24 protein-coding genes and 1 tRNA gene are annotated in these 26,404 nt (G+C 68.3%); 15 read left to right on the top strand and 10 right to left on the bottom strand.

Annotated features, from left to right (window positions below; all coding sequences use genetic code 11):
• The first annotated feature begins 76 nt into the window (after positions 1–76).
• The 3 genes from ACYVF6_RS00125 to ACYVF6_RS00115 are packed head-to-tail and all read left to right on the top strand — an operon-like array spanning position 77 to position 3,854.
• Positions 77–586 (top strand): (2Fe-2S)-binding protein, encoded by a 510-nt coding sequence (locus ACYVF6_RS00125; protein WP_460514374.1) that lies wholly within the window; start codon positions 77–79, stop codon positions 584–586.
• Complete coding sequence (locus ACYVF6_RS00120; RefSeq protein ID WP_460514371.1) at positions 583–1,575, top strand: FAD binding domain-containing protein; 993 nt, start codon at positions 583–585, stop codon at positions 1,573–1,575. The genes ACYVF6_RS00125 and ACYVF6_RS00120 overlap by 4 nt, the downstream gene beginning before the upstream one ends.
• Positions 1,572–3,854, top strand: coding sequence for a xanthine dehydrogenase family protein molybdopterin-binding subunit (locus ACYVF6_RS00115; protein ID WP_460514369.1), 2,283 nt, complete (start codon positions 1,572–1,574; stop codon positions 3,852–3,854). The genes ACYVF6_RS00120 and ACYVF6_RS00115 overlap by 4 nt, the downstream gene beginning before the upstream one ends.
• Before the next feature lie 155 nt (positions 3,855–4,009).
• Here ACYVF6_RS00115 and ACYVF6_RS00110 read toward each other — a convergent pair.
• From ACYVF6_RS00110 to galU, 7 genes are all read right to left on the bottom strand, one after another.
• A tRNA-Ala gene (locus tag ACYVF6_RS00110) sits at positions 4,010–4,083 on the bottom strand.
• Between the two features lie 79 nt (positions 4,084–4,162).
• Complete coding sequence (gene sepX / locus ACYVF6_RS00105) at positions 4,163–4,942, bottom strand: divisome protein SepX/GlpR (protein WP_460514367.1); 780 nt, start codon at positions 4,940–4,942, stop codon at positions 4,163–4,165.
• Between the two features lie 80 nt (positions 4,943–5,022).
• Positions 5,023–5,607 carry a GNAT family N-acetyltransferase gene (locus tag ACYVF6_RS00100; protein ID WP_460514509.1) on the bottom strand — a complete coding sequence of 195 codons (585 nt, stop codon included), beginning with the start codon at positions 5,605–5,607 and terminating at the stop codon, positions 5,023–5,025.
• A 126-nt stretch (positions 5,608–5,733) separates the two neighbouring features.
• Positions 5,734–6,216 (bottom strand): MogA/MoaB family molybdenum cofactor biosynthesis protein, encoded by a 483-nt coding sequence (locus ACYVF6_RS00095; RefSeq protein WP_460514365.1) that lies wholly within the window; start codon positions 6,214–6,216, stop codon positions 5,734–5,736.
• Positions 6,213–6,695 (bottom strand): cyclic pyranopterin monophosphate synthase MoaC, encoded by a 483-nt coding sequence (moaC, locus tag ACYVF6_RS00090; RefSeq protein ID WP_460514363.1) that lies wholly within the window; start codon positions 6,693–6,695, stop codon positions 6,213–6,215. Before moaC ends, ACYVF6_RS00095 begins: the two co-directional genes overlap by 4 nt.
• A gap of 46 nt (positions 6,696–6,741) precedes the next feature.
• Positions 6,742–7,956 (bottom strand): molybdopterin molybdotransferase MoeA, encoded by a 1,215-nt coding sequence (glp, locus tag ACYVF6_RS00085; RefSeq protein WP_460514361.1) that lies wholly within the window; start codon positions 7,954–7,956, stop codon positions 6,742–6,744.
• Positions 7,957–7,963: 7 nt separating this feature from the next.
• Entirely contained in the window at positions 7,964–8,866 is a 903-nt protein-coding gene (gene galU / locus ACYVF6_RS00080; RefSeq protein WP_460514360.1) for a UTP--glucose-1-phosphate uridylyltransferase, read from the bottom strand.
• Between the two features lie 375 nt (positions 8,867–9,241).
• On the opposite strand from galU, the gene ACYVF6_RS00075 reads away from it, so the two are divergent.
• The 4 genes from ACYVF6_RS00075 to ACYVF6_RS00060 all read left to right on the top strand — a co-directional run bounded on the left by ACYVF6_RS00075 (position 9,242) and on the right by ACYVF6_RS00060 (position 11,632).
• Positions 9,242–9,847, top strand: coding sequence for a 5-formyltetrahydrofolate cyclo-ligase (locus ACYVF6_RS00075; protein ID WP_460514358.1), 606 nt, complete (start codon positions 9,242–9,244; stop codon positions 9,845–9,847).
• 141 nt (positions 9,848–9,988) lie between these two features.
• A complete protein-coding gene (locus ACYVF6_RS00070; protein ID WP_460514356.1) occupies positions 9,989–10,417 on the top strand; it encodes a hypothetical protein in 429 nt (142 codons plus the stop codon).
• Positions 10,411–10,626 carry a helix-turn-helix transcriptional regulator gene (locus ACYVF6_RS00065; protein WP_460514354.1) on the top strand — a complete coding sequence of 72 codons (216 nt, stop codon included), beginning with the start codon at positions 10,411–10,413 and terminating at the stop codon, positions 10,624–10,626. Before ACYVF6_RS00070 ends, ACYVF6_RS00065 begins: the two co-directional genes overlap by 7 nt.
• Positions 10,627–10,660: 34 nt before the next feature.
• Positions 10,661–11,632, top strand: coding sequence for an NAD(P)-dependent alcohol dehydrogenase (locus ACYVF6_RS00060; RefSeq protein ID WP_460514353.1), 972 nt, complete (start codon positions 10,661–10,663; stop codon positions 11,630–11,632).
• A 1-nt stretch (position 11,633) separates the two neighbouring features.
• Here the strand turns inward: ACYVF6_RS00060 and ACYVF6_RS00055 are convergent, their stop codons facing one another.
• Positions 11,634–14,219: a penicillin acylase family protein gene (locus ACYVF6_RS00055; protein WP_460514351.1), complete on the bottom strand. Its 2,586-nt coding sequence runs from the start codon at positions 14,217–14,219 to the stop codon at positions 11,634–11,636.
• 952 nt (positions 14,220–15,171) lie between these two features.
• Between ACYVF6_RS00055 and ACYVF6_RS00050 the strand changes: the two genes are divergently transcribed.
• The 7 genes from ACYVF6_RS00050 (at position 15,172) to ACYVF6_RS00020 (ending at position 23,171) form a co-directional block, all read left to right on the top strand.
• Positions 15,172–17,316, top strand: a complete 2,145-nt coding sequence (locus tag ACYVF6_RS00050) for an ABC transporter substrate-binding protein (RefSeq protein ID WP_460514350.1) — start codon at positions 15,172–15,174, stop codon at positions 17,314–17,316.
• 212 nt (positions 17,317–17,528) lie between these two features.
• Positions 17,529–18,515 carry an ABC transporter permease gene (locus ACYVF6_RS00045; RefSeq protein WP_460514348.1) on the top strand — a complete coding sequence of 329 codons (987 nt, stop codon included), beginning with the start codon at positions 17,529–17,531 and terminating at the stop codon, positions 18,513–18,515.
• A gap of 13 nt (positions 18,516–18,528) precedes the next feature.
• Complete coding sequence (locus tag ACYVF6_RS00040) at positions 18,529–19,653, top strand: ABC transporter permease (RefSeq protein WP_460514347.1); 1,125 nt, start codon at positions 18,529–18,531, stop codon at positions 19,651–19,653.
• A gap of 63 nt (positions 19,654–19,716) precedes the next feature.
• Positions 19,717–21,027, top strand: a complete 1,311-nt coding sequence (locus tag ACYVF6_RS00035; RefSeq protein ID WP_460514346.1) for an ABC transporter ATP-binding protein — start codon at positions 19,717–19,719, stop codon at positions 21,025–21,027.
• Between the two features lie 2 nt (positions 21,028–21,029).
• Positions 21,030–22,181, top strand: coding sequence for an ABC transporter ATP-binding protein (locus ACYVF6_RS00030; protein ID WP_460514345.1), 1,152 nt, complete (start codon positions 21,030–21,032; stop codon positions 22,179–22,181).
• Complete coding sequence (locus tag ACYVF6_RS00025; protein ID WP_460514343.1) at positions 22,178–22,723, top strand: hypothetical protein; 546 nt, start codon at positions 22,178–22,180, stop codon at positions 22,721–22,723. The genes ACYVF6_RS00030 and ACYVF6_RS00025 overlap by 4 nt, the downstream gene beginning before the upstream one ends.
• Before the next feature lie 64 nt (positions 22,724–22,787).
• Positions 22,788–23,171 (top strand): FmdB family zinc ribbon protein, encoded by a 384-nt coding sequence (locus tag ACYVF6_RS00020; protein WP_460514341.1) that lies wholly within the window; start codon positions 22,788–22,790, stop codon positions 23,169–23,171.
• A gap of 518 nt (positions 23,172–23,689) precedes the next feature.
• Here ACYVF6_RS00020 and ACYVF6_RS00015 read toward each other — a convergent pair.
• Positions 23,690–24,997, bottom strand: coding sequence for an alpha/beta hydrolase (locus ACYVF6_RS00015; protein ID WP_460514339.1), 1,308 nt, complete (start codon positions 24,995–24,997; stop codon positions 23,690–23,692).
• 71 nt (positions 24,998–25,068) lie between these two features.
• On the opposite strand from ACYVF6_RS00015, the gene ACYVF6_RS00010 reads away from it, so the two are divergent.
• Entirely contained in the window at positions 25,069–25,623 is a 555-nt protein-coding gene (locus ACYVF6_RS00010; RefSeq protein WP_460514337.1) for a helix-turn-helix domain-containing protein, read from the top strand.
• A 391-nt stretch (positions 25,624–26,014) separates the two neighbouring features.
• Here the strand turns inward: ACYVF6_RS00010 and ACYVF6_RS00005 are convergent.
• The coding region (locus ACYVF6_RS00005) for a hypothetical protein (protein WP_460514336.1) at positions 26,015–26,404 on the bottom strand (390 nt) is incomplete at its 5' end.

Below are 26,404 nucleotides of genomic sequence, written 5' to 3'. Positions count from 1 at the left end.
CTTAGCGAGCTTGAGGTCGGTGCCACCACGAGGACGTCGTGCCGGTCGCATCCAGCAGGACCGTCAGGAGAATCGCGTGACCGAGATACAGATGAAGGTGAACGGCTCCCTCGCCCCGCTCGAGGTCGAGCCGTGGGTGAGCCTGCTCGACGCGCTCCGCGAGCGGCTCGGGGTGACCGGCCCGAAGAAGGGCTGCGACCAGGGCGCGTGTGGCGCGTGCACGGTGCTGGCCGACGGCGTGCGGATCAACTCCTGTCTGGCGTTGGCCATCCAGTACGACGGCTGCGAGATCACCACGATCGATGGGGTGAACCACCCGTTGCAGGAGGCGTTCGTGCGCCACGACGGGTTCCAGTGCGGCTACTGCACCTCCGGCCAGATCTGCTCGGCGATCGGCATGCTGGCCGAGCACGCCGCCGGCATGCCCAGCGCCGTAGCCGACTTCGGCACATTGAGTGCGGCCGAGGTCAGGGAGCGGATGAGCGGCAACCTGTGCCGCTGCGGCGCCTACAACGGGATCGTGGACGCGATCATGGATGTGGCCGGCGCCGACGTGACTGGGGTGGCTGGGGCGGACGGGCCATGAGGCCGTTCGCGTACGTCAAGCCCGCCGACGTCGAGGCCGCCGTGCACGCCGCCGTCACCGAGCCGGGAGCGAAGTATCTTGGCGGCGGCACCAACCTGGTCGACCTGATGCGCGAGGGCATCGAGCGGCCGGACACTGTAGTGGATGTGACCGGCCTGCCGCTGGACACGGTGGAGGAACTGCCCGATGGCGGGTTGCGGATCGGTGCGCTGGTGCGTAACAGTGCCCTGGCCGCCGACCGCCGGATGCGCACCCGCTATCCGGTGTTGTCGCAGGCGCTGCTGTCGGGTGCCTCCGCGCAGCTGCGCAACATGGCCACGGTGGGCGGCAACCTGTTGCAGCGCACTCGTTGCCCGTACTTCTACGACGAAGCCTCGGCCTGCAACAAGCGCGAGCCCGGCAGTGGCTGCGACGCACTGGAGGGGTTCAACCGCGGCTGCGCGATCCTGGGCGTGAGCCGCAGCTGTATCGCCGCTCATCCCTCCGACCTGTGCGTGGCGCTGGCCGCCCTGGACGCCGTCGTCGAAGTACACGGCGTGGACGGTGCCCGTCGCGTTCCGCTGGCCGACCTGCACCGGCTGCCCGGCGACACCCCGCAGGCCGAAACCACGCTGGAAGACGGCGATCTGGTCACGGCGGTCGAGCTGCCGCCCACGCCGATCGCGGCGAACTCCCGCTACCGCAAGGTCCGCGACCGGGCCTCCTACGCGTTCGCTCTGGTCTCGGTGGCCGCGGTACTGGAAGTGCACGACGGCACGGTGACCGGCGTCCGGCTGGCGCTGGGCGGCCTCGCGCCCAAGCCGTGGCGGGCCCGCGAGGCGGAGCGCGTCCTGCTCGGCGGCCCCGCCGACGAGGCGGCCTTCCGCCGGGCGGCCGAGGCCGAGCTGGCGTCGGCGACCGTCCGGCCGGGCAACGCGTTCAAGACCGGACTCGCCGTCGCGACGATCACCGCCACGCTGCGCGAACTGAACCAGGGAGGGGCCCGATGAGCATCAAGTACGCCGAGACCGAGCCCACGACCGGAACGGCCAGGGGAGCCGCCAAGTACGTCGGCCAGGGCATCGACCGGCGCGACGGGCTAGCCAAGACGACCGGGCAGGCCCGCTTCGCCGCCGAGTTCCCCTACCCGGACCTGGCCTACGCCGCGCTCGTACACGCCACGATCGCGCGCGGCCGGATCACCGTCCTCGACACGGCCGAGGCCATGGCTGTGCCGGGGGTGATCGACGTGCTCACCCACCACAACGCCCCGGCCATGAAGGCCCCGCCCAAGATGAGCTTCCTCGACCTCACCTCGATCGCCTCGGGCACCTCGGTCAACTACCTGGCCACCGACGAAGTGCACTGGAACGGCCAGCCGATCGCCGTCGTGGTCGCCGAGACGCCGGAAACCGCCCGGTACGCGGCCTCGCTCGTACGGCACGCCTACCAAGAGCTGCCTGCCACCGTGGACTTCGCGGCCGAAGAGCCGAACGCCGTCCGCGAGAAGGGCATTCCGATCATCGAGAGCGGCGCCGACAAGGGAGACGCGCACGCCGCGCTGGCCGCCGCGCAGCACTCGGTGGACCTGCGCTTCACCACGCCGCCCTACAACCACAACGCGATCGAGCCGCACGCCACCACCGCCGTATGGGACGGCGACCACCTGACCCTGCACGAGGGCGCGCAGAACATCCCCTGGCTACGCAAGCACCTGGCCCAGCGGTTCGGCGTGCCGGAAACCTCGGTCCGGATCCTGTCGCCGTACGTCGGCGGCGCCTTCGGCGGCAAATCACGCGCCTGGGCCGGCACCCTGCTGGCCGCGCTGGCCGCCCGGGCGACCGGCCGCCCGGTACGGCTGGCGCTCACCCGCGCCGGGGTCTACCACACCGTCGGCGGCCGAACCCCCAGCAAGCAGCGGGTCGCGCTCGGCGCCGACGCCCAGGGACAGCTGACCGCACTGATCCACACCAGCGTCTCCAGGACAGCCCACGTAGGCGGCATGCCCGAGCCGATCACCGCGGCCTCCCACCACCTCTACGCCGCCCCGAACATCCACCTGGCCCAAAAAGTCGTCCAGCTCGACCTCCTGCCCAACACCTTCATGCGCGCCCCTGGCGAGTCCATCGGAACCTTCGCCGTGGAATCAGCCATGGACGAACTGGCCTGGCAGCTCGGCATGGACCCGATCGAACTGCGCCTGCGCAACGAACCCGACCGCGGCCCGGTAGGCGGCCAGCGATTCACCCACCGCATGCTCAAACAGGCCTACGCGCTGGGCGCCGAGCGGTTCGGCTGGCGCGAACGCGACCCCAGGCCCGGCGTCATGCGCGACGGCCGCTGGCTGGTCGGCATGGGCGTGGCCACCGCCTTCCACCCATCGATGCGCATGCCCGCGCACGTCACCGTCCGGCTCAACGCCGACGGCACGCTCCTGGTGCGCAGCGGCATGCACGAAATGGGCATGGGCACCGCGACTGTGCAGGCCCAGATCGCCGCCGACGAGATGGGCATCCCACTGGAGTCGGTCCACGTCGACTACGGCGACTCCGACCTGCCACCCGGCCCCGGCGCAATCGGCTCGGTGCAGACCGCCAGCGCCGCAGCGGGCGTCATCGACGCCTGCACCAAGCTGAAGAAATCCGTACTCACCCTGGCCCGCCGCGCACCCGGCTCACCCCTGCGCGGCCACAAGCTGGACGAACTGCAGCCCCGCGACGGCGGCCTCCACCACAGCGGTAGCGGCCAGACCTACACAGAAATCCTGACCACGGCCGGCCGCGACCACCTCGAGGCCGAATCCAAAACCGGCATGCTCGGCTTCGTCGCCCGCACCGTACTGGAACGCCGGCGAACGGTGAGGGCAGCCACCGGAGCACAGTTCTGCGAAGTCCGGGTAGACCCCGACACCATGGAAGTACGCATCTCACGCTGGCTCGGCGTCTTCGACGTCGGCACCGTAATCAACGCCAAGACCGCGACCAGCCAGCTACGCGGCGGCATCATCATGGGCATCGGCATGGCCCTGTCCGAACAAACCCTCATCGACGGCCGCGACGGCCGCATCATGAACCCGAGCCTGTCCGAATACCACGTCCCCGTGCACGCCGACATCCCCCACATCGACGTGCACTACCTCGACGAACCCGACCCCACCACACCCCTCGGCCTGCTCGGCATCGGCGAGGTCGGCATCACCGGAGCCGCCGCTGCCGTGGCCAACGCAATACGACACGCCACCGGCAAACGCGTACTCGACCTGCCCATCACCCTCGACAAACTGCTGTGAACCATGGGGTACCGAGGCCGGGGTATACGCGAGCGGCATAACTGACAGGCCAGGAACCCCGCTTACCCTTGGGTCACAACGGCCTCGCAGTCGGCAAGCGCCCAGGTAGACACGACTACGACAAAATGGGAGACAGTTGCCTAGAGCAATGAAAGTGGAGCTGAGGGGATTTGAACCCCTGACCCCCTCGATGCGAACGAGGTGCGCTTCCAGACTGCGCTACAGCCCCAAATGGGTGGTCGCCGTGGGTGGTGACCGGCATGAACGATAGCACGGGGCGGGGTGTGGGGCTGCTCAACCCCGGCCGGTCAGTCGCCGACGGCGCGTTGTTGGGCTTCGGCGGCGGGGTCGTCGGCGGTCGAGGGCTCGGCGGAGGGTGCGGCGCGGCCAGACTCGTCGAGGACGGTCTCGGTGGATTCGACGGGGCGGTCTTCCCCGGTGCGGCCGAGCTCGACCGTACGGACGGTACGGGGCGCGCGGGCCTTCTCGAGGTAGGTCGGCAGCGGGACGTCGCGCGGGACCCATTTGTCGGACTCGTCTTCGCGGTGGCGGGGGTAGTCCTCTTCCGGGAGGACGGCGAACACCGGCTCGGGGTTGGCGGCGGCCGCCGCGGCTGCCTCGGCGGCCTCGAGTTCCGCAAGGGCCGCCGCGCGTTCGCGGAGGCGCTGCCAGGCCAGCCGCGCGCGCTCCTGCTCCACGCGAGCCGCCCGCGCGCTCGCCACCAGGAAGAGGGCGATCACACCGCACGGCGCGGCCAGGGTCCAGCGGGACAGCAGCCCGAGAACCACGAGCACGGTGAGCACGGTGGACGCCGCCAGCAGGACGACGAGGGTACGGCGGCGGCGGGTGGCGGGCGAGGTCAACGGCTCGGCGTCGTCCTCGTCGGAGGAGGCCGAGGCCGACGTGCCATCGGTGTCGTCGGAGACGACACCAGCAGTAGGGCGACGGCGTTCGAGAACGCGCATCGCCTGGGAGAAGCGATCGACGGAACGCGAGGCCGCTGCCTCGTCGTGCCGGCGTAACCACAGGGGGACGAGGTAGGCAGCCCACGCCGCGACGATCGCCGCGTAGATCAGGCCGGTACCCACACTACGAAAAGGTACGCAAACGGCATCCGCAACTCTGGGACATTACTCGGTGTGTCGCCGGAACCCAGCACAAAAACTCTCTAGGATCGCGCGCCCCGCGACTCGCCGTCGCTGCTTTGGGGCGCCGAGCGGGCGCGGCGCCAGCGCTCGAGCAGGCCGCCCGGAACGTCCTCGGCGCACAGCGCAAAGCTCAGATGATCACGCCAGGCGCCGTCGATGTGCAAGTACGCCTTGCGCAATCCTTCGGGCCGAAACCCCAGCTTCTCGGCCACACGCAGGCTCGCGGCGTTCTCCGGGCGGATGTTGACCTCGATCCGGTGCAACCCGAGTACGAAGAAACAGTGGTCGGTCGCCAGCGCGACAGCGGTCGGGATCACGCCGCGGCCGGCGTAGGCCTGGTCGACCCAGTAGCCGATCTGCCCCCACCGCGCCGAGCCGTACGCGATTCCACTGACAGTGAGTTGTCCCACGAAACGATCTTCGTAGGTGACTACGAACGGTAAGCAACTCCCGGCCCGCGCCTGTCCGCGCAGCGCGCGCACCATGCCGCGGAACGAACCCGGTCGCTGGTCGGGGCCACCCGGCGGCGTGGCCTCCCAGGGCGCGAGCCAGCCGAGGTTGCGCGAGCGCACCTCACGCCACGCCGACGCGTCGCGGGCACGGATCGGCCGGAGCCCGACCGGCCCCTCTGACAGTCGTACCGGCCATCCTCTGCTCAGCGTGCGCCTCTTTCAGCGTCTACCAGACGTCTACCAGCGACAACCGGCAGCCAACCAGCCTGTCGCCGCCGGCTATCCGGTCCGGGGGTGATCGCCGCCGCGGATCTGCTCCACGGCGTGCACGAGCACCGACCGGAGTACGGCCATCCCATCACGTACCCCGCCCCTTGAACCAGGCAGATTGACGATAAGGGTGGAACCGGCCACACCGGCTAGACCGCGCGACAGTGCCGCTGACGGTACACCCTGCCCGATCCCGTACGCCCGGATCGCCTCGGCGAGTCCTGGCACCTCGAAGTCGACCACGGCACGGGTCTGCTCAGGCGTGCGATCGGTCGGCGTCAGTCCGGTGCCGCCCGTGGTCAGCACCACGTCGTACCCGGACGAGACGGCCGTACGCAACGCGTCGCCGACAGGCGTGCCGTCCGGCACGACCCACGGCCCGTCCACAGCGAACCCCAACTCGGTCAGGTCCGCCACCAGCAGCGGCCCGGTCGTGTCCTCGTAGACCCCGGCCGCCGCGCGGTTGGACACTGTCACGGCCAGCGCCTTCACGTCGTACTCCCTGGCCGGCGCCACTCGCCCGTCTTGCCGCCGGTCTTCTCCTCGACGCGCACGTCGCTGATCACTGCCGCCGGGTCGACGGCCTTCACCATGTCGACCAGCGCGAGCGCCGCGACGCTGACCGCTGTCAACGCCTCCATCTCCACTCCGGTGCGGTCATTTGTCCGGACTGTCGCGACGATGAGGACGCTATCGTCGTCCACCGACAGATCGACCGAAGCGCCGCTGATGCCGATCGGATGGCACAACGGAACGAGGTCCGGCGTGCGCTTGGCCCCCATCAGCCCGGCGATCCGCGCCACCGCCAGTGCGTCACCCTTGGGTACGCCCGACGTCCGCAGCAGCTGGACTACTTCCGGCGAGACCTGCACCCGCCCGCTCGCCCGGGCCGTACGCGCGGTGACGGCTTTGGCCGACACATCGACCATCCGCGCCGATCCGCGCTCGTCGACGTGCGTGAACTCCGCCATGCGCACATCATCGCGCACATCATCCCTGGCTTGGCGTCCCCGGTCCTCACAGCGGCATCACGTCGAGCGTCGTTCCCTCCGGCACGTCGGTCAGCTCCTCCGGCACGATCGCCAGCGCGTTCGCCCTGGCCAGCCCGCCCATCAGGTGCGAGCCCGACCCGCTCACCGGCGTGATCCGCGCCCGCCCGTCCTCGTCGATGGAGTAGTCCACCCGGACGTACTGCCGCTTCCCCACCGACGACCGCCACCCCTTCGTCGTCACCGCCGGCACCGGCGGCTCGACGTAGGGCGTCGCGCCCACCAGCTTGCGCAGCGCGGGCTTCACGAAGACATGGAACGAGACGTACGCGCTGACCGGGTTGCCCGGCAGCGTGAAGATCGGCGTCGCGTCCTCGCCGACCACACCGAAGCCCTGCGGCTTTCCCGGCTGCATCGCGACCTGCGTGAACTCGACCGTGCCGAGCCGCGACAGCACCTGCTTCACGATGTCGTACGCACCGACGCTCACCCCGCCGCTGGTCACCACGATGTCGGCGCGGACCAGCTGGTCCTCCAGCAGGTCGGTGAACGCCCGGTCGTCGTCGACGGCGATGCCCGCGCGGTACGCGATCGCGCCTGCCTCACGCGCGGCCGCCGCCAAGGCGTAGCTGTTGGACTCGTAGATCAGCCCTTCGCCGACCAGCGGCTGGCCGGGCTCGCGCAGCTCGGAGCCGGTCGACAGCACCACGACCCGCGGCCGCGGCCGCACCATCACGGTGTCGCGCCCGACCGCGGCGAGCAGCCCGATCCGGCGCGCATCCAGCACTGTGCCTGCCGGCAGCAGGTGCTCGCCCTCGCGGACGTCCTCGCCACGCCGGCGGATGAACGCGCCGACCTCGGGCGCCTGCCGGATCTCGACGGTCGCCACGCCGCCGTCGGTCCACTCGACCGGCACGATCGCGTCCGCGCCATGCGGAACGACAGCACCGGTCATGATGCGCACGGTCTGGTCCGGGGCCAGGCCGTAGACCTCGGTCGAGCCGGCGGCGAGGTCGCCCGCGACCGGCAGCGTCACAGGGTTCGCGGCACTCGCGCCCGCGACGTCGGCGGCACGCACGGCGTACCCGTCCATCGCGGAGTTGTCGAAGTGCGGCAGGTCGAAGCCGGCCGTCACGTCCTCGCAGAGCGCGCAGCCATGGGCGTCGAGCAGCCGCTGATCGAACGGGGGCAGCTCCTGGATGCTGTCGAGTATCCGGCTGACCTGCTCATCGACGGATCGCACGTTGTGTTCAGCCCGTTCGTTCGGCTACGAAGTCCTTCAACCAGGCCAGGAAGTCCGGGCCCAGGTCCTCACGGTCGCACGCCAGCCGCACGATCGCCCGGAGGTAGTCCGCTTTGTCGCCCGTGTCGTAGCGGCGGCCACGGAAGAGCACGCCGTGCACGGGACCGCCGTCGCTCTGGTCGCGCCCGGCCAGCTCGAGCAGCGCGTCGGTCAGCTGGATCTCGCCACCGCGCCCGGGCGGGGTCTTGCGCAGCACGTCGAAGATCTCCGGCGCGAGGACGTAGCGGCCGATGATGGCGTAGTTGCTGGGCGCCTCGGAGGGGTCGGGCTTCTCGACCAGGTCGGTGATGCGTACGACACAGTCCTCGCCGGTGGGCTCGACCGCGGCGCAGCCGTAGAGGTTGATCTGCGAGGGGTCGACCTCGATCAGCGCGACGACGCTGCCGCCGAGGCGGTTCTGGACGTCGATCATCTGCGCCAGCAGCGGGTCGCGGGCGTCGATCAGGTCGTCGCCGAGCAGGACGGCGAACGGTGCGTTGCCCACGTGGTCGGCGGCGCACAGCACGGCGTGGCCGAGACCGCGGGGATCGCCCTGCCGGACGTAGTGGATGTCGGCGAGCTGACTGGAGAGCTGGACGGCGTTGAGCCGCTCCTTGTCGCCCTTCTCGCGGAGAGCCTCCTCGAGCTCGTACGCCCGGTCGAAGTGGTCCTCCAGTGGGCGCTTGCCGCGCCCGGTGACCATCAGGACGTCGGTGAGTCCGGCCTCGACGGCCTCCTCGACGACGTACTGGATGGCCGGCTTGTCGACGACCGGGAGCATCTCCTTGGGTGTCGCCTTGGTGGCCGGTAGGAACCGGGTGCCGAGACCGGCAGCCGGAATCACCGCCTTGCGTACGCCTTGCGAAACCATGATCTCGACCCTAACCGTGAGCTTTGTGTGGACGGTGTGCGGCGCCTGTGGAGAGGCACAGCAATGTGCTGTCGAGCCAGGCCATGATCAGGTTACGACGAGGTGCGGAGCGAACACGATCGCCGTGGCCGATTCACACGGATAGTCAGACGGCTGATGCGGTATGTCACCATCATGATGCGAGACGCGCTTCGGGCCATGGACGAGCATTCTGTCCTGCGGCGGACAATTCTCACCCTGCGCAACCGGATCATCTCCGGCTCGCGACCATCCGTAAGCACCACTCTTTACGGTCAGCTACCGAGAGTAGTTCCAACCGTCCCGATCGGCGGAAGGTCTCCCATTCGGCGCCAGATTGAGGAATGATAACGAAGTATGCGGGGCGGCCGTGACGTGCGCGAACAGAAGGAGAGGCTTCGGCGACGCAGCCTTGCGCGCCGAGGCAAGCTCCGAATGGGCGAGTTGAGGACTGCCTCAGTCGCTCTCCGTGACGTGTTGCTCTCCGTACCTGAGGTAAGCAGAGCAGCGGTAGTGGCGGCGTACATCGGCGTCGGCACCGAGCCTGGCACCGGCCCCCTGCTCGACGCGCTCGGGCGGCGAGGCGTTCGGGTGCTGCTGCCCGTGTTGTCGAAGGATCTCGACCTCGACTGGGCGGAGTACGACGGGACCGGGTCGCTCATGTCCGGGCCGATGGGGCTGCTCGAGCCAGCCGGGCCGCGGCTCGGGGTGACGGCGGTCGCCCGCGCCGACACCGTGCTGCTGCCGGGACTCGCTGTCGACCGGTCGGGCATGCGACTGGGGCGAGGTGGCGGCAGCTACGACCGGGCGCTGACGCGGGTCGCTCCCGAGGCGTTCAGCTGCGTACTCCTGCACGACGGCGAGATCAGCGATCTGAAGCTGCCCGCCGAGATCCACGACCTGCGCGTACGAGCGGCGGCCACGCCGTCGGGACTCCTGCGGTTCGACGAGCCCGGCCGGTAGGACAAACCCACCGACAATCCCCTGCGCGACCTCCACTTGCGCGGCGAAGTAAAGTATTTTTGACATCGTGTCGTCTCTGCTTTACATTGATCATCAGGTCGGTCCCACCACCCGGGGCCGTCCAAGGGGAGGAAGAGAGAGATGGCGTCAGAAGAGAAACGCAACTGGATCATGGCCCTGGTCTCGGTCGTCACCTACGCGATCTACGTCGTGATCATGCTCGGCCGGATCAACGGCGAGCCCGTCAGCACGGTCGACTACGTGACGCCGTTGCTGTGGACCACCGGCAGCTCGATCGTCGCGGCGATCGTGTTGACCATCGTGGCCGGGATCGTGTCGCCGAAGGACGCCGGCAAGAAGGATCAGCGCGACCGCGAGATCAACCGGTTTGGCGATCACGTCGGCCAGTCGTTCCTCGTCATCGGCGGTCTCGCCGGCCTCGTCATGGCGATGGCAGAGCTCGACTACTTCTGGATCGCCAACGCGCTCTACCTCGGCTTCGCCCTGTCGGCCGTGCTCGGCTCGATCGCCAAGATCTTCGCCTACCGCCGGGCGTTCCAGGCGTGGTGAAGCCCACGCGAGTCACGAACTCGATCCGGTCGCTGCGGTTCGCGCACGGGGAGATGACCCAGGCCGAGCTCGCGGACAAGATCGGGGTGACCCGCCAGACCGTCATCGCCATCGAACAGGGCCGCTACTCGCCCACGCTGGAGATGGCGTTCCAGATCGCCCGGGTGTTCGGCGTCGGACTCGACGACGTCTTCCAGTATCCCGACTAGAGCTCAGAATCCATCCAGTGCAGGGGAGGCACTTGTGAAAGCACTCGTCCAGGACCGCTACGGCCCACCCGACGTCCTCCGGTTCAGCGACATCGCCAAGCCCGAACCCGGTAACGACGACGTACTCGTCAAGGTTCGCGCCGCCGGCGTCGATCCCGGCGTCTGGCACGTCACGGCCGGCATGCCCTATCTCATCCGCCTGATGGGGTTCGGCTTCCGCGCTCCAAAAGTCCGCGTCCGAGCCGACCTCGCCGGCGAGGTCGAGGCCGTCGGCACGAACGTGACGCGCTTCAAGCCCGGCGACGAGGTGTTCGGGACGCTCGACGGCGGCTTCGCGGAGTACGCCTGTGGCAACGCGAGCCGCCTCACGTCGAAGCCCGCGAGCCTCACGTTCGACGAAGCCGCGGTCGTCACGACGTCGGGCACCGCCGCCCTGCAGGCCGTCCGCGACTACGGCGAGATCGAGCAGGGCCAGAGCGTCCTCGTCATCGGCGCCGCCGGCGGCATCGGTTCGTACTCAGTCCAGCTGGCGAAGGCTCTCGGCGCACAGACGGTCACGGCCGTCTGCAGCGGCGGCAAGGCCGACCTCGTACGCGGTATCGGTGCCGACGACGTCATCGACTACACCCGCGAGGACTTCACCGACTCCGGCCGTACGTGGGACCTGATCATCGACACCGCCGGCCTGCGCTCACTGGCGCGGATCCGCAAGGCCCTGACGCCAAGGGGGACGCTGGTCATCGTCGGCGGTGAGGGCGGTGACTGGTTGCTCGGCGGCTTGCTCCGCTCGTTCGCCGCGAAGTTCCTCTCGAGGTTCTCCGGTCAGCGGCTGCGCGCACCGTTCATCCACGAGCGCGCGGAAGACCTCGAGTACCTCCGGGAAGCGGTCGAGAACGGCAAGCTGAAGCCGGTCATCGACCGCACGTTCTCCCTCGACGACACACCCGAGGCGATCCGCTACCTCCACCAGGGCCACGCGAGCGGCAAGGTCGTGGTCACGGTCTGAGTCACGGTCTGAGCACGAGACGCTGCGGGGCCGCCTTCTCGACCGCACCAGCCGAGAACGGCCACGCAGTCGTCTCACCGGCAAGCCACAGCGGGATCTGGTCGTCGTAGTGATCCGACCACGGATGCCCTGACGCGCCGGTCAGGTTGACCCACCGCGACCGGTCGAAGTTCCCGAGGTCCACCACCATCCGCATCGACGGGAGGGCCGTCACCGCGAACTGCGACCCCGTGTCGGGCGTGGTGTCGGCCGAGGCGTTCCACCCCGTCGCCAGCACGGCGTCGGAGGCGCCACCGACCTCGTACGGGCCGCGGTTGAACAACGACTCCAGCGGCCCGATCCCACTCTTCCCGAACGTCTGGTTCGAAAGCGACAGCTGGTGCAGCCGGCCCCATTGCCACCGCGACGGGTCCTTGGCCAGCTCGTGCGTCACGTCGACCCGCGCTTCCCGCAGCGCCGACTTCAGGATCGCGTCGCGGGTCTCGCGGACGTCCTTGGTCCGCACGTCGTCCCACCACTTGTTCTCCGGGTCGGCGAGCAGCCGCCGGACGACCTCGAACCACCGGTCACCGCCAGACGGTCGCGCGTCCGGCGGGAGCTCGTCGTCGAACGTCATCTCGAGCAGGTTGTCCCAGACGGCGTTGAAGTACGCCGCGGGAGCCGAGTCGACGCCCTGCGAGAAGTCCCAGTTCTTCAGGGTCGCCAGACCTTGCCGCGTGAACGCGTCGACGCCCTTGACCCGCTGGAGGTACGGCACGAGCGTCGGCGCGAAGCCGTTCCGCGTGTCGAGCTGGATGCCGGCCATCGACTCGACGTTCTGCTTCTCACTTCCGCGCAGCCGGTCGGTGATCTCTCGCGCGCGATAGCCGTAGGCGTAGTGGTCGGCGAGCCGATATGGATACGACTTGCCCGCGACCGCGTTGTTGGCGGTCGCGATGAAGCCCTCGGGCGGGTCGTACGCCGACGGCAGCTTGTCGAACGGCACCCACGCCACCCAGCCGTACGAGCTCGACCAGCCCGGCATCGGCCACTCGCCCGTCCCACCCTTTCGTACGGGGATCTTGCCCGGCGCCTGGTAGCCGATGTGCCCGTCGACGTCGGCGTAGATCAGGTTCTGCGCCGGCACCTCGAACGACTTGGCGGCCTCCCTGAACTCCTTCCAGTTCTGCGCGGCGTTGAGCCGGAAGACAGAGTCGGCCGTGTGGCCGGCGTCGAGCGCCGTCCAGCGCAGCGCCACTCCGGTCGCGAGGCCGCCCGAGGGCGCCTCCTTGCCGGCGGGCGCCCGGTCGCCGATCTTGGCGAGATCGGAGTCGGCATCGGACACGAGCGGCCCGTGCCGGGTCGAGCGCACGGTGAACTCCACCGGGTCGGAGCCCTTGACGAGGATCACCTCGCGCCGGGTCTCCAGTGGATAGCGCTGCCCGTCGTAGAGATAACTGTCGTCGTCGACCAGCTCGAGATACAGGTCGGTGACATCCGGGCCGAGATTGGTGAATCCCCAGGCGATCCGGTCGTTGTGCCCGATTATGACGCCCGGAAATCCGGAGAACGTGAATCCGGCGACGTCGTACGGACAAACTTCGCTTTTGTGCCGGCAATGCAGACCGGCTTGGTACCAAATGGACGGAATCTGGCCTGCCAGATGCGGGTCGTTGGCGAGCAACGGCTTTCCCGTGGTCGTGCGCGACCCGGCGACCACCCAGGAATTCGAGCCGAGCCCGGACCGGTCGCCGCCGGTGCCGCCCAGCGGCGACGGCACATTGTCGATCAGCTCGCGCACCTTGGCCAGCTGCTGGGAGTACTCCTTCGACCGGTACAGGTCGTCGGCGGGAATACCCCGGTCGCCGGACGGAGCTGGGCCGGTACGAGCGGCCGAACCGCCTTCGCCGGCGGCCTTCTGGTCGCCGACGATCGACGGGTTGCGGTCGTACGGATAGTCGGGATAGAGCTCGGCCACGCGATCCTCGGACACCTTGGTCGACGCCAGAGTCCGCGCGATCTCATCGTCCAGGTTGCCGCGCAGGTCCCACGCCATCGCCTTCAGCCAGGCCACCGAGTCGGCCGGTTCCCACGGCTTCACCTCGTCGTCCGGACCGAGGAGTCCCATGGTGTACTCGACCGAGATGTCCGAGCCTTTACGACCATTCAGGTAAGCGTTAACCCCGTCGGCGTAAGACTGCAGAAATCGCTTTGTCTGGGGTGCGAGTTTCTGATATTCGCGCTCCGCGGTTTCTCGCCACCCCAGCGTTCGGAGGAATTTGTCGGTGGCCAATTGATCTTCGCCGAACCATTCCGACAACCGCCCCGCTGTGAGATGCCGGCGGAAATCCATTTCGAAGAAACGATCCTGGGCGTGTACGAATCCCTGGGCGAAAAACAGATCCGCGGAGGTGTCGGCATAGATCTGCGGCACCCCCCACTGATCCCGGCGGACCTCGACCGGTGCGGACAGGCCGGGCAGCGCGAGTGCGCCCTCCTCGTCCGGAAACGACTTCCGCACACTGGTCACGACCGTGATGGTCGCCGCGACCAGCGCGAGAACGAGCAGCACGACAAGGGCCAGGGAGATCCGAACCAGGCGTCTCACGCCAAGCACTCTAGTGGTCCATGCCGTCGCCCAGCGCGTTCCGCCGTCTAGGCCGGACCCTCGGTGCAGGCCACGCGGGCACCGTGCGCCCGCGATGCACCCGCCCTGCGATGACGGCTGAGCCCACCCGATGATCAACTCCGAGGGCGTCCTGTCGGCTTTCGGGCCAGAGCCGATGCCCAGCCTATGTCCGACATACGCCCGTCCTAAAGCGGCCACGCCGTGCGCCTACCCCCCGTGACTGCTAGAGCACCGGACGGGACTGATGGCCCGGTCCAAAGGTCCTAATCCGGACGTTCGGGCTGCGAATCTCCACAGAATCGGCCACCCTCCGGAGCGCGAGGTGTGCCCGTGGTAGCCCTACGCAAATTCAACCGACTTCTTGCGCCGACAGTCTTGGTAGAAGTGGGTTTCGGGCATTAACATGCCCGAAATTACGCGGATCCGCCCGAGTGACGGAGCTGCGTAACGGCATGTCAATTAGATAACGAGACGGTAGCTCTACGATGACGGTTCACCTTTGGCCCTCCACCCCACAGGGCCACGAATTCGGCGCCGTTCAGGTTTGCGCGCGCGCCGGGTGGGCCAGGACCGGAGAACCCCACCGGCTCGAGAGCAACGAAGGCGACCAAGTACAAACCGGTCGGACGCGCGTATCCGGCCTGACCGCGGCAACCACGGTGGACGCAGCCCGCGGCACGGCCCAGCACCGTTCGATCCCGACATGGGCTACGAGACACCCAGCTACGCGGCCGGAGCGGTGTCCCTGGAGACCGACCACCATCGGGCAGATCCAGAACGCTGACCCACACCACCGTTTCGTTGGGCCACGCGGCAGCACTCCGCAGACGGAGTACCCACCAGGAAACACACGCGAGCTGACGCCACGAGACGCGGGAACTCTCCCGCTGGCGGCGGCTCCGGGCCCGCTTAAGGGAAGGGCAGGGACCAAATGACGGACAAGGCAACGCTGAGCAGGCGTACCTTGCTACAGGGGTCTGCGATCACCGCCGGCGCGGTGATGCTCGGGGCGTGCTCCCCGGGCACAACCAACTCGTCCGGCGACAAGAAGGGGTCCAAGGGAGACTCGAAGGCCGACGCGAGCAAGAAAGGCTCGGCCACCAAGCCGCTGCCCAAGCCCGCGAAGCTCACCGAGTCGCCGTTGCTCGCCGAGCAGGTCAAGGCCGGCAAGCTGGACGCACTGGAGAAGCGCATCCCCGGCAACCCCTACGTCGTGCCGCACAAGTGGCTCGAAGAGGGCAAGTACGGCGGCACGCTGCAGATGATCGTCGACACCTCCGACAACGGCAACGTCAAGGAGCTGATGTACGGCCACTCGCCGCTGCGTTGGCTCAACGACGGCCTCAGCATCGGGCCGGGACTGGCCGAGTCGTGGGAGTCGAACGCCGACGCCACGGAGTGGACGTTCCACTTCCGCAAGGGCCTGCGCTGGTCCGACGGCGAGCCGTGGAGCACCGACGACATCATGTTCTGGTGGAACGACATCGTCCTCAACGAGGACCACACCGACGTTCCGCCGGACGAGGCGAAGTCCGGTAAGGGCACGACCGCCACGTTCAAGGCCGTCGACGAGACCACGCTCTCCATCACCTTCGACGCGCCCGCCCCGCTGACCGCCGACCGGCTGGCCATGTGGACCAACGGCACGATCGGCAACGGGCCGAAGTGGATGGCTCCGGCGCACTTCGCCAAGCAGTACCACGTGAAGTACAACCCCAAGGCCGGCAAGGACTGGGCCAAGGAGGGCGGCGTCTTCGAGAAGAACGTCGACTTCTCGCAGAACCCCAAGTGCCCGACGATGAACGGCTGGATGCTCAAGTCGTACCAAGAGGGCCGGAGCGTCGTCTACGAGCGCAACCCGTACTACTACGCGGTGAGCCCAGAGGGCAAGCAGCTGCCGTACCTCGACACGATCAACTACAGCATCGTGAAGGACTTCCAGGTCGGCAAGCTCCAGGTCCAGAAGGGCGAGATCGACTACGTCCACGGGCCGTTCTACAACATCGACCTGCCCGACATCTCGCCGCTGCGCAAGGTCGCCGACTCCGCGGGCATCGACCTCTACACGTGGGACGGCGGGTCCGGTACCGGCTCGCTGTTCTTCTTCAACTACGACCACAAGGACCCGAAGCTTCGCGAGCTGATCCGCAAGCCGGAGTTCCGGCAGGCGATCTCGTACGCGTTCAACCGGGAACAGGTCCGCAAGGCGCTCTACTACAACACCGGCGAGCCGACGACCGGCACCCTGAGCCCGAAGGCGAAGGAGTACCTCGTCAACGACGAGGGCAAGCAGGTCTACAAGGACTGGCGGGACGCGTACATCAAGTACGACCCGGCCAAGGCCAAGCAGCTGCTCGACGGGCTCGGCCTGAAGGACACCAACGGCGACGGTTTCCGGGAGTACCCCGACGGCAGCAAGCTCAGCTTCACGCTGGACTTCCCTGCCGACACGACCGACGAGCACAAAGAAAAGATGGCCTACCTCAAGCGGGACCTCGATGCCGTCGGCCTGAAGACCGTCCAGAACCCCTTCTCGCCCGACACCTGGGGTGAGCAGTGGGAGCAGGGCCGGCTCACCTCGCACAACGCGTGGGAGGTCGGCGACGGACCGAACCACCTGGTCTACCCGCAGTGGCTGGTCCCGATCGAGGCGTCTCGCTACTGCCCGCTCGAGGGCAAGTACTACGACGTCATCCGCAGCGATCCCAAGAAGGTCGCGGAGATGAAGAAGATCTCCGACCCGTGGAAGCGCACTCCGCCGAACATGGAACCGGAGGCGGGTGGCCCGGTCGAGGCGCTCTGGAAGCTGTACGACCAGAGCAAGATCGAGCCGGACGAGATGAAGCGGCACAAGCTGGTCTGGGACATGATCAAGATCCACATCGACAGCGGTCCGTTCTTCATGGGCTCCGTGGCCAACACGCCGCGGGTCATCGTGAAGAAGACCGACCTGAAGAACGTTCCGGACAAGCCGAACCTCCAGCTCGGCGGGTTCGCGAACCCGTGGATCCACCCGACCCCCGCGGTCTACGACCCCGAGGCGTTCTTCTGGGAGGACCCGACCAAGCACGCCTAGGCCAGTGACCGCCCATGGCGCCACCACGCTCGGCGTGGGAGGCGCCATGGGCGGGCCTCCGGCCCGCTGGCCGGAGGGTGACAGGACCCTGTCGATGGATCGGCCAATACCGGCATCGAGGGTCTCACAGCCCCCCGGAGCCAGCACACTTCCAGGAGTCAAGCTCAACCCGCCCGCTGCCAACCGGCCCAGCCGTACGGGAGACCCGCACCATGTTCGCGTTCGTACTCCGCAGACTCATCTACGGGCTGCTCACCCTCGTCATCATTTCGATTGCCAGCTTCGTGATGGTCGAAGCACCTCCAGGCAACGCGCTGACGGCCGAGATCCAGCGGCTGCGTTCCCAGGGCGGCGAGGTGTCGCAGGACCAGATCAAGGCACTCGAGGTGCGGTACGGCGTCAACGACCCGATCTACGAGAAGTACTGGCAGTGGGCCAGCGGCTTCGCCAAGGGTGACTTCGGCTATTCGTTCGACGCCAAGAAGCCGGTGTCCGAGCTGATCGCCGGCCGGATCGGTTATTCGGTGATGTTGAGCCTGGGAGCGTTGCTGGTCGCCTGGCTGATCGCGATACCCGTGGGTGTCTATTCAGCTACCCATCGATATAGCTTGCCCGACTACATCATCACCACAGTCCAGTTCATCGGCATCGCGATTCCAGAGTTCCTGCTGGCGCTGATCGTGCTGGTGATCGCCTCGCGATATTTCGGCATCGACGTAGGCGGGTTGTTCTCACGTGAATACCAAACCGCTCCGTGGAGCTTCGGCAAGTTGCTGGACCTGCTGTCCCACCTCTGGATCCCGCTACTCGTCATCTCGGCGGGTGGCACCGCCTGGCTCACCCGGGTGATGCGCGCCAACCTGCTCGACGTGCTCAACCAGCAGTACGTCCAGACGGCCCGCGCCAAGGGTGTGATCGAACGTGGCGTGATCTGGAAGCACGCGGTCCGCAACGCCTTTCACCCCCTGGTGATGGCGCTGGGCGGCGTGCTCCCGGCCCTGATCGGTGGCGAGGCGATCGTCAGCATCGTGCTGAACCTGCCGACTCTCGGACCACTGTTCATCACCTCGCTAACAGAGCAGGACCTCTACCTCTCAGCGACGCTGCTGCTGGTTCTGTCCGCGCTGCTGATCATCGGAAACCTGCTGGCCGACATCTTGCTGGCCTGGCTCGACCCGCGCGTTCGCACGGTGGAATGAGAGGGAGGACCAGATGGCAGTCTTCCGGGAACCCCCGACCAGTCCGGATGTCGAGGCCGCGCCCACGGAGAAGGGCAGCGATGTAGGCGACGTCTCCCAGTCCCGCCTGATGGTGCGCCGCTTCAAGCAGAGCAAGCTCGCGGTCGCCGGCGGCATCATCCTGCTGTTGATGTACCTCATCGCGTTGTTCGCGCCGTTCCTGGCGCCGAACGACCCCGCGTCGGTCGACACAGACGCCAAGTTCGCCGCTCCGTCCCAGCTCGTGTTCAACGGCGGGCTGGGGATGTGTGCGCTGCGGCAGGAGATCAAGGACTTCGAGTACATCTACACGACCGACTGCGACAAGCCGGTCAAGCTGCAGTTCTTCGGCAAGGGCTGGGAGTACAAGCTGTTCGGCTTCATCCCGGCCGACCGGCACCTGCTCACGGCCGAGCAGGGCAGCAAGACGAAGCTGTTGCTGTGGGGCGCCGACAAGTCCGGGCGCGACGTGTTCGCGCGTACGGTCGAAGGCGCTCAGGTCTCGATGACGATCGGCCTGGTCGGTACGGCCATCGCGACCATCCTGGCCGCGATCATCGGCACGATGTCGGGCTACTTCGCGGGCGTCACCGACACGATCATCCAGCGAATAATCGAGATCGTTTCATCGGTGCCGACGCTTCCCCTGTGGGCGACGATGGCGGCGATCCTGCCAAGAGACATGTCGGTGTCCGAGCGCTACTTCTTCATGTCGGTGATCCTGTCGCTGGTCGGCTGGGCCGGCCTGGCCCGGGCGCTCCGCGCGAAGGTCATGTCCTACGCCGGATCCGACTACGTCAAGGCGGCGCGGGCCGCGGGCAGCGGTCACTCGCGGATCATCCTCACGCACATGATCCCGAACTCCGTGAGCCACATCGTCGCGGTCACGATGCTCGCGATCCCGGCGGGCATCATCGCCGAGACGTCGCTGTCGTTCCTCGGCATCGGCATGCAGGACCCGGCGATCAGCTGGGGCGTGCTGCTGGAGGACGCGCAGGACGTCAACGTCGTCACGACCTACCCGTGGATGATGGTCCCGGCGTTCGCGGTGATCATCGTGGTCACCTGCTACCAGCTGCTCGGCGATGGCGTACGAGACGCGGTGGACCCCTATGGCTGAGCTGTTCCGGTTGACGGCCGTCTCCGTACGACGTAGGCAGCGACCAAGGCAGGGGAATTCCAGATGACGACGCAGACCTCCACATCAGCCGCTGCTGACCGCAGCGACCGGATGCCGGCCGACACCGTGGTCAGCGTGCAGAACCTCCACGTCGAGTTCAAGACGCCGCTGGGCAAGGTGAACGCGCTCAACGGCGTGAGCTTCGACGTGCCGCGCGGCAAGGTGCTCGGCATCGTCGGCGAGAGCGGCTGCGGCAAGAGCGTGACCGCGCGGGCCGTCCTGCAGATCATCGAGAAGGCCGGGAGGATCACCGACGGCGAGATCTTCTTCCGGCCGGGACGCGCCGCGCGCAAGGGCCGTGACACCAGCGATGCCAAGCGCACGAACGGCAAGAGCAAGAAGGGTGTGCTGGCGCACCTGCCCGAGGGCTCGGTCGTCGACATCACCGCGATGGACCCGGGCGGCGCGGAGATCCGTTCGATCCGCGGCGAGGAGATCTCGATGATCTTCCAGGAGCCGATGACGTCGCTGAACCCGGTCTACACCGTCGGCGACCAGATCGAGGAAGCGATCCGGCTGCACCAGACACCGGACCGCGAGGAGGCGCACAAGCAGGCCGTCGAGGTGCTGCGACGGGTCGGCATGCCGAACCCCGAGCTGGTCACCAGGACCTACCCGCACCAGCTGTCCGGCGGTATGCGCCAGCGCGCGATGATCGCGATGGCGCTGTCGTGCCGGCCGACGCTGCTGATCGCCGACGAGCCGACGACGGCGCTCGACGTGACGACCGAGGCTCAGATCCTCGAGCTGATGCGCGAGCTGCAGAACGACACCGGCATGTCGATCATGTTCATCACGCACTCGATGGGCGTCGTGGCCCAGATGTGCGACGAGGTGGTCGTGATGTACCTCGGGCGAGTGGTCGAGCGGGCGCCGGTCGACGACCTGTTCTACAACCCGAAGCACCCGTACACCATCTCGCTGCTGCGCTCGATCCCGCGGATCGGCGTGGGGCGCGGCCAGCCGCTCGAGGTGATCAAGGGCGGCGTGCCCGACCCCTACTCCACGGTGCCGGGCTGTCCGTTCCACCCGCGTTGTCCGAGCGCGATCGAGGGCGTCTGCGACACGATCGTGCCGATCGAGGCGCCGGTGGAAGGTGGCGCCGACGGGCACACGGTGCGCTGCCACCTCTACCCCGGAAGCACGCCCGACGACGTGGCGGGCGACGCGCACGCGGCCAACCCGGCCGGATCCACCGCGACGCCTGAGACGTACGAACCACCGAAGTCGGCGACGACGGCCTCCAAGGACGCGGCGGCGGCGCCGAGCAAGCCGACCACCGTCGAGGTCGACTCTCGTGAAGAGGAGAAGTGACCATGCCCGAACCCCTGCTCGAGGTCACTGGCCTGAAGAAGCACTTCCCGATCAGGCACGGCCTGCTACGCCGGGTCGTCGGTCAGGTCAAGGCTGTCGACGGAGTCGACTTCACGATCAACCGGGGTGAGACGTTCGGACTGGTCGGCGAGAGCGGGTGCGGCAAGAGCACCACCGGCCGGACCATCCTGCGCCTGGAGGAGCCGACCGAAGGCAGGGCGGTCTACCACCACGAGGAGCTCGGCGCGGTCAACATCGAGTCGGCCGACCGCAAGCAGCTGAAGAAGCTGCGCCCGGAGATGCAGATCATCTTCCAGGACCCCTTCTCGTCGCTCGACTCCCGGATGACGGTCGGCCGGATCATCGCCGAGCCGATGGTGATCAACCGGACGCTGGAGGGACGGAAGCTTCGGGACCGCGTTGCCGAGCTGCTCACCGTCGTGGGCCTGCGGCCGGAGCACGCTTCGCGGTACCCCCACGCGTTCTCCGGTGGTCAGCGGCAGCGGATCGGCATCGCGCGGGCGCTGGCGCTGAACCCGAAGCTGATCATCTGTGACGAGCCGGTGTCGGCGCTGGACGTGTCGGTGCAGGCGCAGGTGCTGAACCTGCTGGAGAACCTGCAGGGCGACTTCGACCTGACGTACATGTTCATCTCCCACGACCTGTCGGTCGTCGAGCACATCGCCGACCGGGTGGCCGTGATGTACGTCGGCAAGATCGTCGAGATCGGCACCACGGACCAGCTGTTCTACAACCCGAAGATGCCGTACACCGAGGCCCTGCTGTCGGCGCTGCCGAAGCCCGACCCGCGTAACCGCACCAAGCCGACGCTGCTCACCGGTGACGTACCCTCGCCGGCGAACCCGCCGAGCGGGTGCTACTTTCACCCGCGTTGCCCGTACGCGCAGGACATCTGCAAGACGGACGCACCGCCGCTGCGTGACCTCGGTGATGGTCACCTGGCGGCGTGCCACTTCTCCGACACGCTGGAGCTCTCGGGTGCTGTGAAGCTGCCCGACGTTCCGGTGACGTCGGCTGAGGACGCCGTGCGGGCGGCGGTCAGCAAGAGCTCCCGGCCCAAAGCCGGGGCGGGAGCAGGGTCGGCTGGTGCTGCCGGAGGCGGCGGCTCGGCCGGTGTGCAGGAGGCAAAGTGAGCGAGCAGGAGCGCGAGAACCCACCACGGTTCCGGGGGGTGACCACCCACCGCGACCCGCTGGGACGGTTCTCGTTCCGGTACCCGTCGACGTGGAACGAGTTCGACCTGACCGAGGACCGCGAGGGTGTGCTGTTCTCGCCGGAGTCGTCGGAGCCCGCGACGTACTTCGCGGCGTGGGTTTCGGAGCTGCCGGAGCACGTCGTGGCGGAGGACGCCTCGGTGCTGGCGTCCGGGGTCGCCGAGGGCCTGGCGGAGCTGGACTCCTGCACGGTGCTCGAGTCCAAGGACGACGTGCTGAGCAACCTGGTGAAGTTCGAGCGGATCTACACCTTCGTCGAGGACGGTGTGGTGCGCAAGCGCCGGGTGTGGATGCTGTACGTCGACACCTGGCAGATCGTGCTCGTCTACCAGGGCTCGTCGCCGGAGGAGTACGACTACTGGATCTCGATGGGCAACTACGCGTTCGCCACGTTCGAGCTGCCGCAGGAGCTGTGGTTCGCGACCGACCGGGACCTCGGAGCGGTGCCCTCTTCGTCTTAGCAGTCTTTGCGGGCGAGTGCTAACCTATGCTCTGTTGTCCTGATCTTTATCCGTGGAGGGCTCTGTGCCGACCTACCAGTACGCCTGCACCAGTTGTGGCGAGGATCTCGAGGTCGTTCAGAAGTTCACTGACGATGCTCTGACCGAGTGCCCCGCCTGCGGCGGGAAGCTGCGCAAGGTCTACAGCCCGGTCGGCGTCGTCTTCAAGGGATCCGGCTTCTACCGCACCGACAGCCGCGACGCGAAGAAGTCCGGCGCTGGGGCGGCGAGCGGCTCCGGGTCGTCGTCGAGCAACGGGAACGGCAACGGCTCGTCGTCGAGCAACGGCGGCGGCGGCAAGGCGAAGGAGTCCTCCTCGAGCGACTCGTCGTCGAGCTCGGCGAGCAGCGGGGACAGCTCCAAGTCGGCGGCTACGACGTCCAGTAGCGCCTCCAACACCGCGGCTTAGGTCTTCGGCCGGGCCGCCGGCCTGGCTCCTGATGGCATCTGGGGGCGCCCGCACTCGCTGGCGCCCCGGCCTCTGGCGAGGGCGGATGCGGATCGAAATCCACGCTGCTCAGCGGCGCTATTCGCCGCTGAGGCCCGGGTCCCGCCCACCAACGGCAAGCAGGGCACTGTCCGCGCTGTCCTCTCGCGCCGCCGTGGTCCCGCCCGTCGGCGGAGGGCCGCCGCCATCTCACAGCCAGGACCCACCTGTTCCCGGCTAAACGGATCGACGCGCCACCTCGCCCGCCTCACGCTCACCGGCCTATGAGTCGAGCCCCGGCGTGGTCTCAGCCGTTGGACAGTCACGGCGTGTCTGGTGCCCTGGTCGGAGGCGCCGGGGACACCCGTTGATCTTCTAGGCCATGGATCCTGGCTTGCCGCTGGGGACATCAAGTGGTCGCCCGCCTCGACCTCGTTGTGCGGGTTCGCTCCGGCGCGCGGTAGCGGTCGTGGGTGGACCGAGTGACGGCGAGCTGGTACTCAGCGTTTGAGGCTGGAGAAGAACCGGCCGATCTTGTTCTGGCCGGGTGCCAGCCATTCGGCGATGTCGGTGACCACGGCTGGGTCGACGTGCTGCGGCGGCCCGTAGTCGGCCGGTGCGGATGGGCCGGAGCCGGGGAAGAACATGTGGTCGTCGGCGTCGTAGACACGGATCACGACGTCTGAGCGGTGAGCGAGGGCGGACTGCCAGCCGGCGAGGTCGTCGGCGACGGTCACCTGGTAGTCGCGGGCGCCCTGCAGGATGAGCATCGGTCTGTCCACTTCCACCGCGGTCGCGACCGGGTCGTACCCGCGCAGGTCCAGCCAGTACGACGCCGGCCAGTTGAACGGCAGGTCCGCGGCCGGGGTCGTCGGGGCCAGGTCGGGGCTGCCGGCCAGCGCGGCCTGCCGTTCGATGGCTTCGAGGGCGGTTGGGGGGATCGAGTCCGGGCCCAGCGAGGCAAGGTAGCGGGCGACCCGGACGACAGCGTGGTACATCGGCTGCGTGTCAGCGGCCAGGAGCACCATGCCGGCCACCGACGCCTCGGCGGCCGCGACCCGGGGAGCGACCCGGCCGCCCAGACTGTGGCCGAGGACGAACACCCGCGCCGCGTCCACGCCCGGCTGGGTTTGGAGCAGGCGGACGGCAGCCACCGCGTGCGGTACGTACTCGTCGGCCACCGTGAAGCCGGGCTCGGCGGCCGCCTGGCTGTGGGCGAAGGTCACCTTGTCGAAGCGGGCCACCGCTACACCGCGGCTGGCCAGCCCCCACGCCAGGTCCTTGAGCGGCTTGTTCGCGCCGCTGGTCTCGTCCCGGTCGAAGCTCCCGCCGCCGCTGAGCAACACCAAACCTGGCCAGGGGCCGCGCCCGCGGGGCAGGCTCAGCGTGCCGGGTACGGCGAGCGGACCGGAGCCGACGGTGACCTCGTGCTCGACGAACTTTCTCGGCGCGGCGTAGCCAGGTGGCTGCCAGGACGTGGAAGCCGGTGGCGCGAGCCGCAGGCCGTGCATCATGCCGGTGCCGTCGACCGTCATGCGTACTGTGAGTTCGCCACGCTCGCAGCTGACCGGCACGCTCACCAGGGTCAGCCCGTCCTCCTCCTGGAACGGCTCGCTCACCGGCTCCCCGATGCCCGTGGCGGGGCCGACACCGGAGAGCTCGCCCGTCCAGCCGATCCGAAGTGTCTCGGCGGACGCCACCGCCCGCAGCCGCGGAGCGAACAACTGCTCGATCTCCGCGAAGCGCCCCTCCAGCAACATTCCGGCGACCGCCGCAGCGACCGCCGCCGGACCTGTTTCCGCCATCATTCGAGCCCCTTCGATCGCACAACCATTCTCGTCTTTTGCGAACGGTAGCATGATGTGAGATCGTTGGGGCAGTGGACACCTTGGAGCTCCTGGGACACCCGGTCCGGCTGCGGATCGTGCACGCGATGCGCGGTGGGCGGACGCTTACGACCGCTCAGCTGTGCGTGCGTCTGCCGGACGTCTCGAAGGCCATGGTCTACCGGCACGTCGACCTGCTCAGCGCCGGCGGAATCCTGGAAGTGGCCGAGGAACGGCGAGTGCGCGGTGCGGTCGAGCGCCACTACCGGCTGCGCCCCGACCGCGCGAGCATCGACCCCGACACGGCCGCCTCCTTGTCGCCCGACGACCATCGGCGCGGATTCGCCGCAGCGATGGCCGCCCTGGTCGCGGAGTTCACCGCCTACCTCGACCGAGAAGACACCGACCCGGCCAAGGACCCCGTCGGCTACCGGCAACACGCCATCTGGCTCAACGGCGACGAACTCACCGCCATGATCAGCGAACTGCGCGCGGCGATCGTGCCCAGGCTGGCCAACCCATCCACACCAGACCGCACCCGATACCTACTCAGCCCGATCCTCTTTCCTAGCGAAGAACCAGCCGCCGACCCCGCCGCCGCCGACTGAACGCCACCTCCTCCCACAGCCTCCGACCACCTGGCGCAGTCCGAGTCCGCCGCGCAGCGCTCGGCGTTGATGCGGGCGTTGACTTGCTCGGTCGGAGTGTGCGGCGTCCAGTGCATAGCGACTCGACTCGTCCCGTCACGGCGCGTCGGTGTGATGGCGCCCGTCGGTGCGGCCTCGGGTCAGCTGGACCGGTTCCGCTCGTTGTCCGTGCGGCTCGTGCCTGGCGCGGGTGGCTGCACGGTTCGAGCCCGCACCGCACGCTGCTGGAGCGGGTGGCTCTCCCGCTCACCATGTCGGCGCATCACGACTTCTTCGATGGCGACTCCTTTCGTGTTTGGCTCCGCTACTCCCGGCACTGCGCGCACCTGGGTTGACGACGCCGGCGGGCTGCTCAGTCCTCTCGTGTTGTCGCGGCTTTCCTTCGCAGTACGCGCCCCCGTCGGCCGGTGGCGATGCGGTGAGGCGAAATGACGCGCTGATTGCGACGGTGCGGCACCGAGGTAGCGGGCGAAGCGGTGACGGGGTGGGCGACGAGCCTGCGACGTGCCGGTGCGGTGCTGCGGTGCGGTGCTGCGGTGCGGTGCTGCGGTGCGGTGCTGCGGTGCGGTGCGGTGCGGTGCTGCGGTGCGGTGCTGCGGTGCGGTGCTGCGGTGCGGTGCTGCGGTGCGGTGCTGCGGTGCGGTGCGGTGCTGCGGTGCGGTGCTGCGGTGCGGTGCTGCGGTGCGGTGCTGCGGTGCGGTGCTGCGGTGCGGTGCTGCGGTGCGGTGCTGCGGTGCGGTGC

The sequence above is a fragment of the Flindersiella endophytica genome, assembly GCF_054779015.1.
Note: the sequence above shows the minus strand (reverse complement) of the source record. Positions and strands in the feature narration are given on the sequence as shown.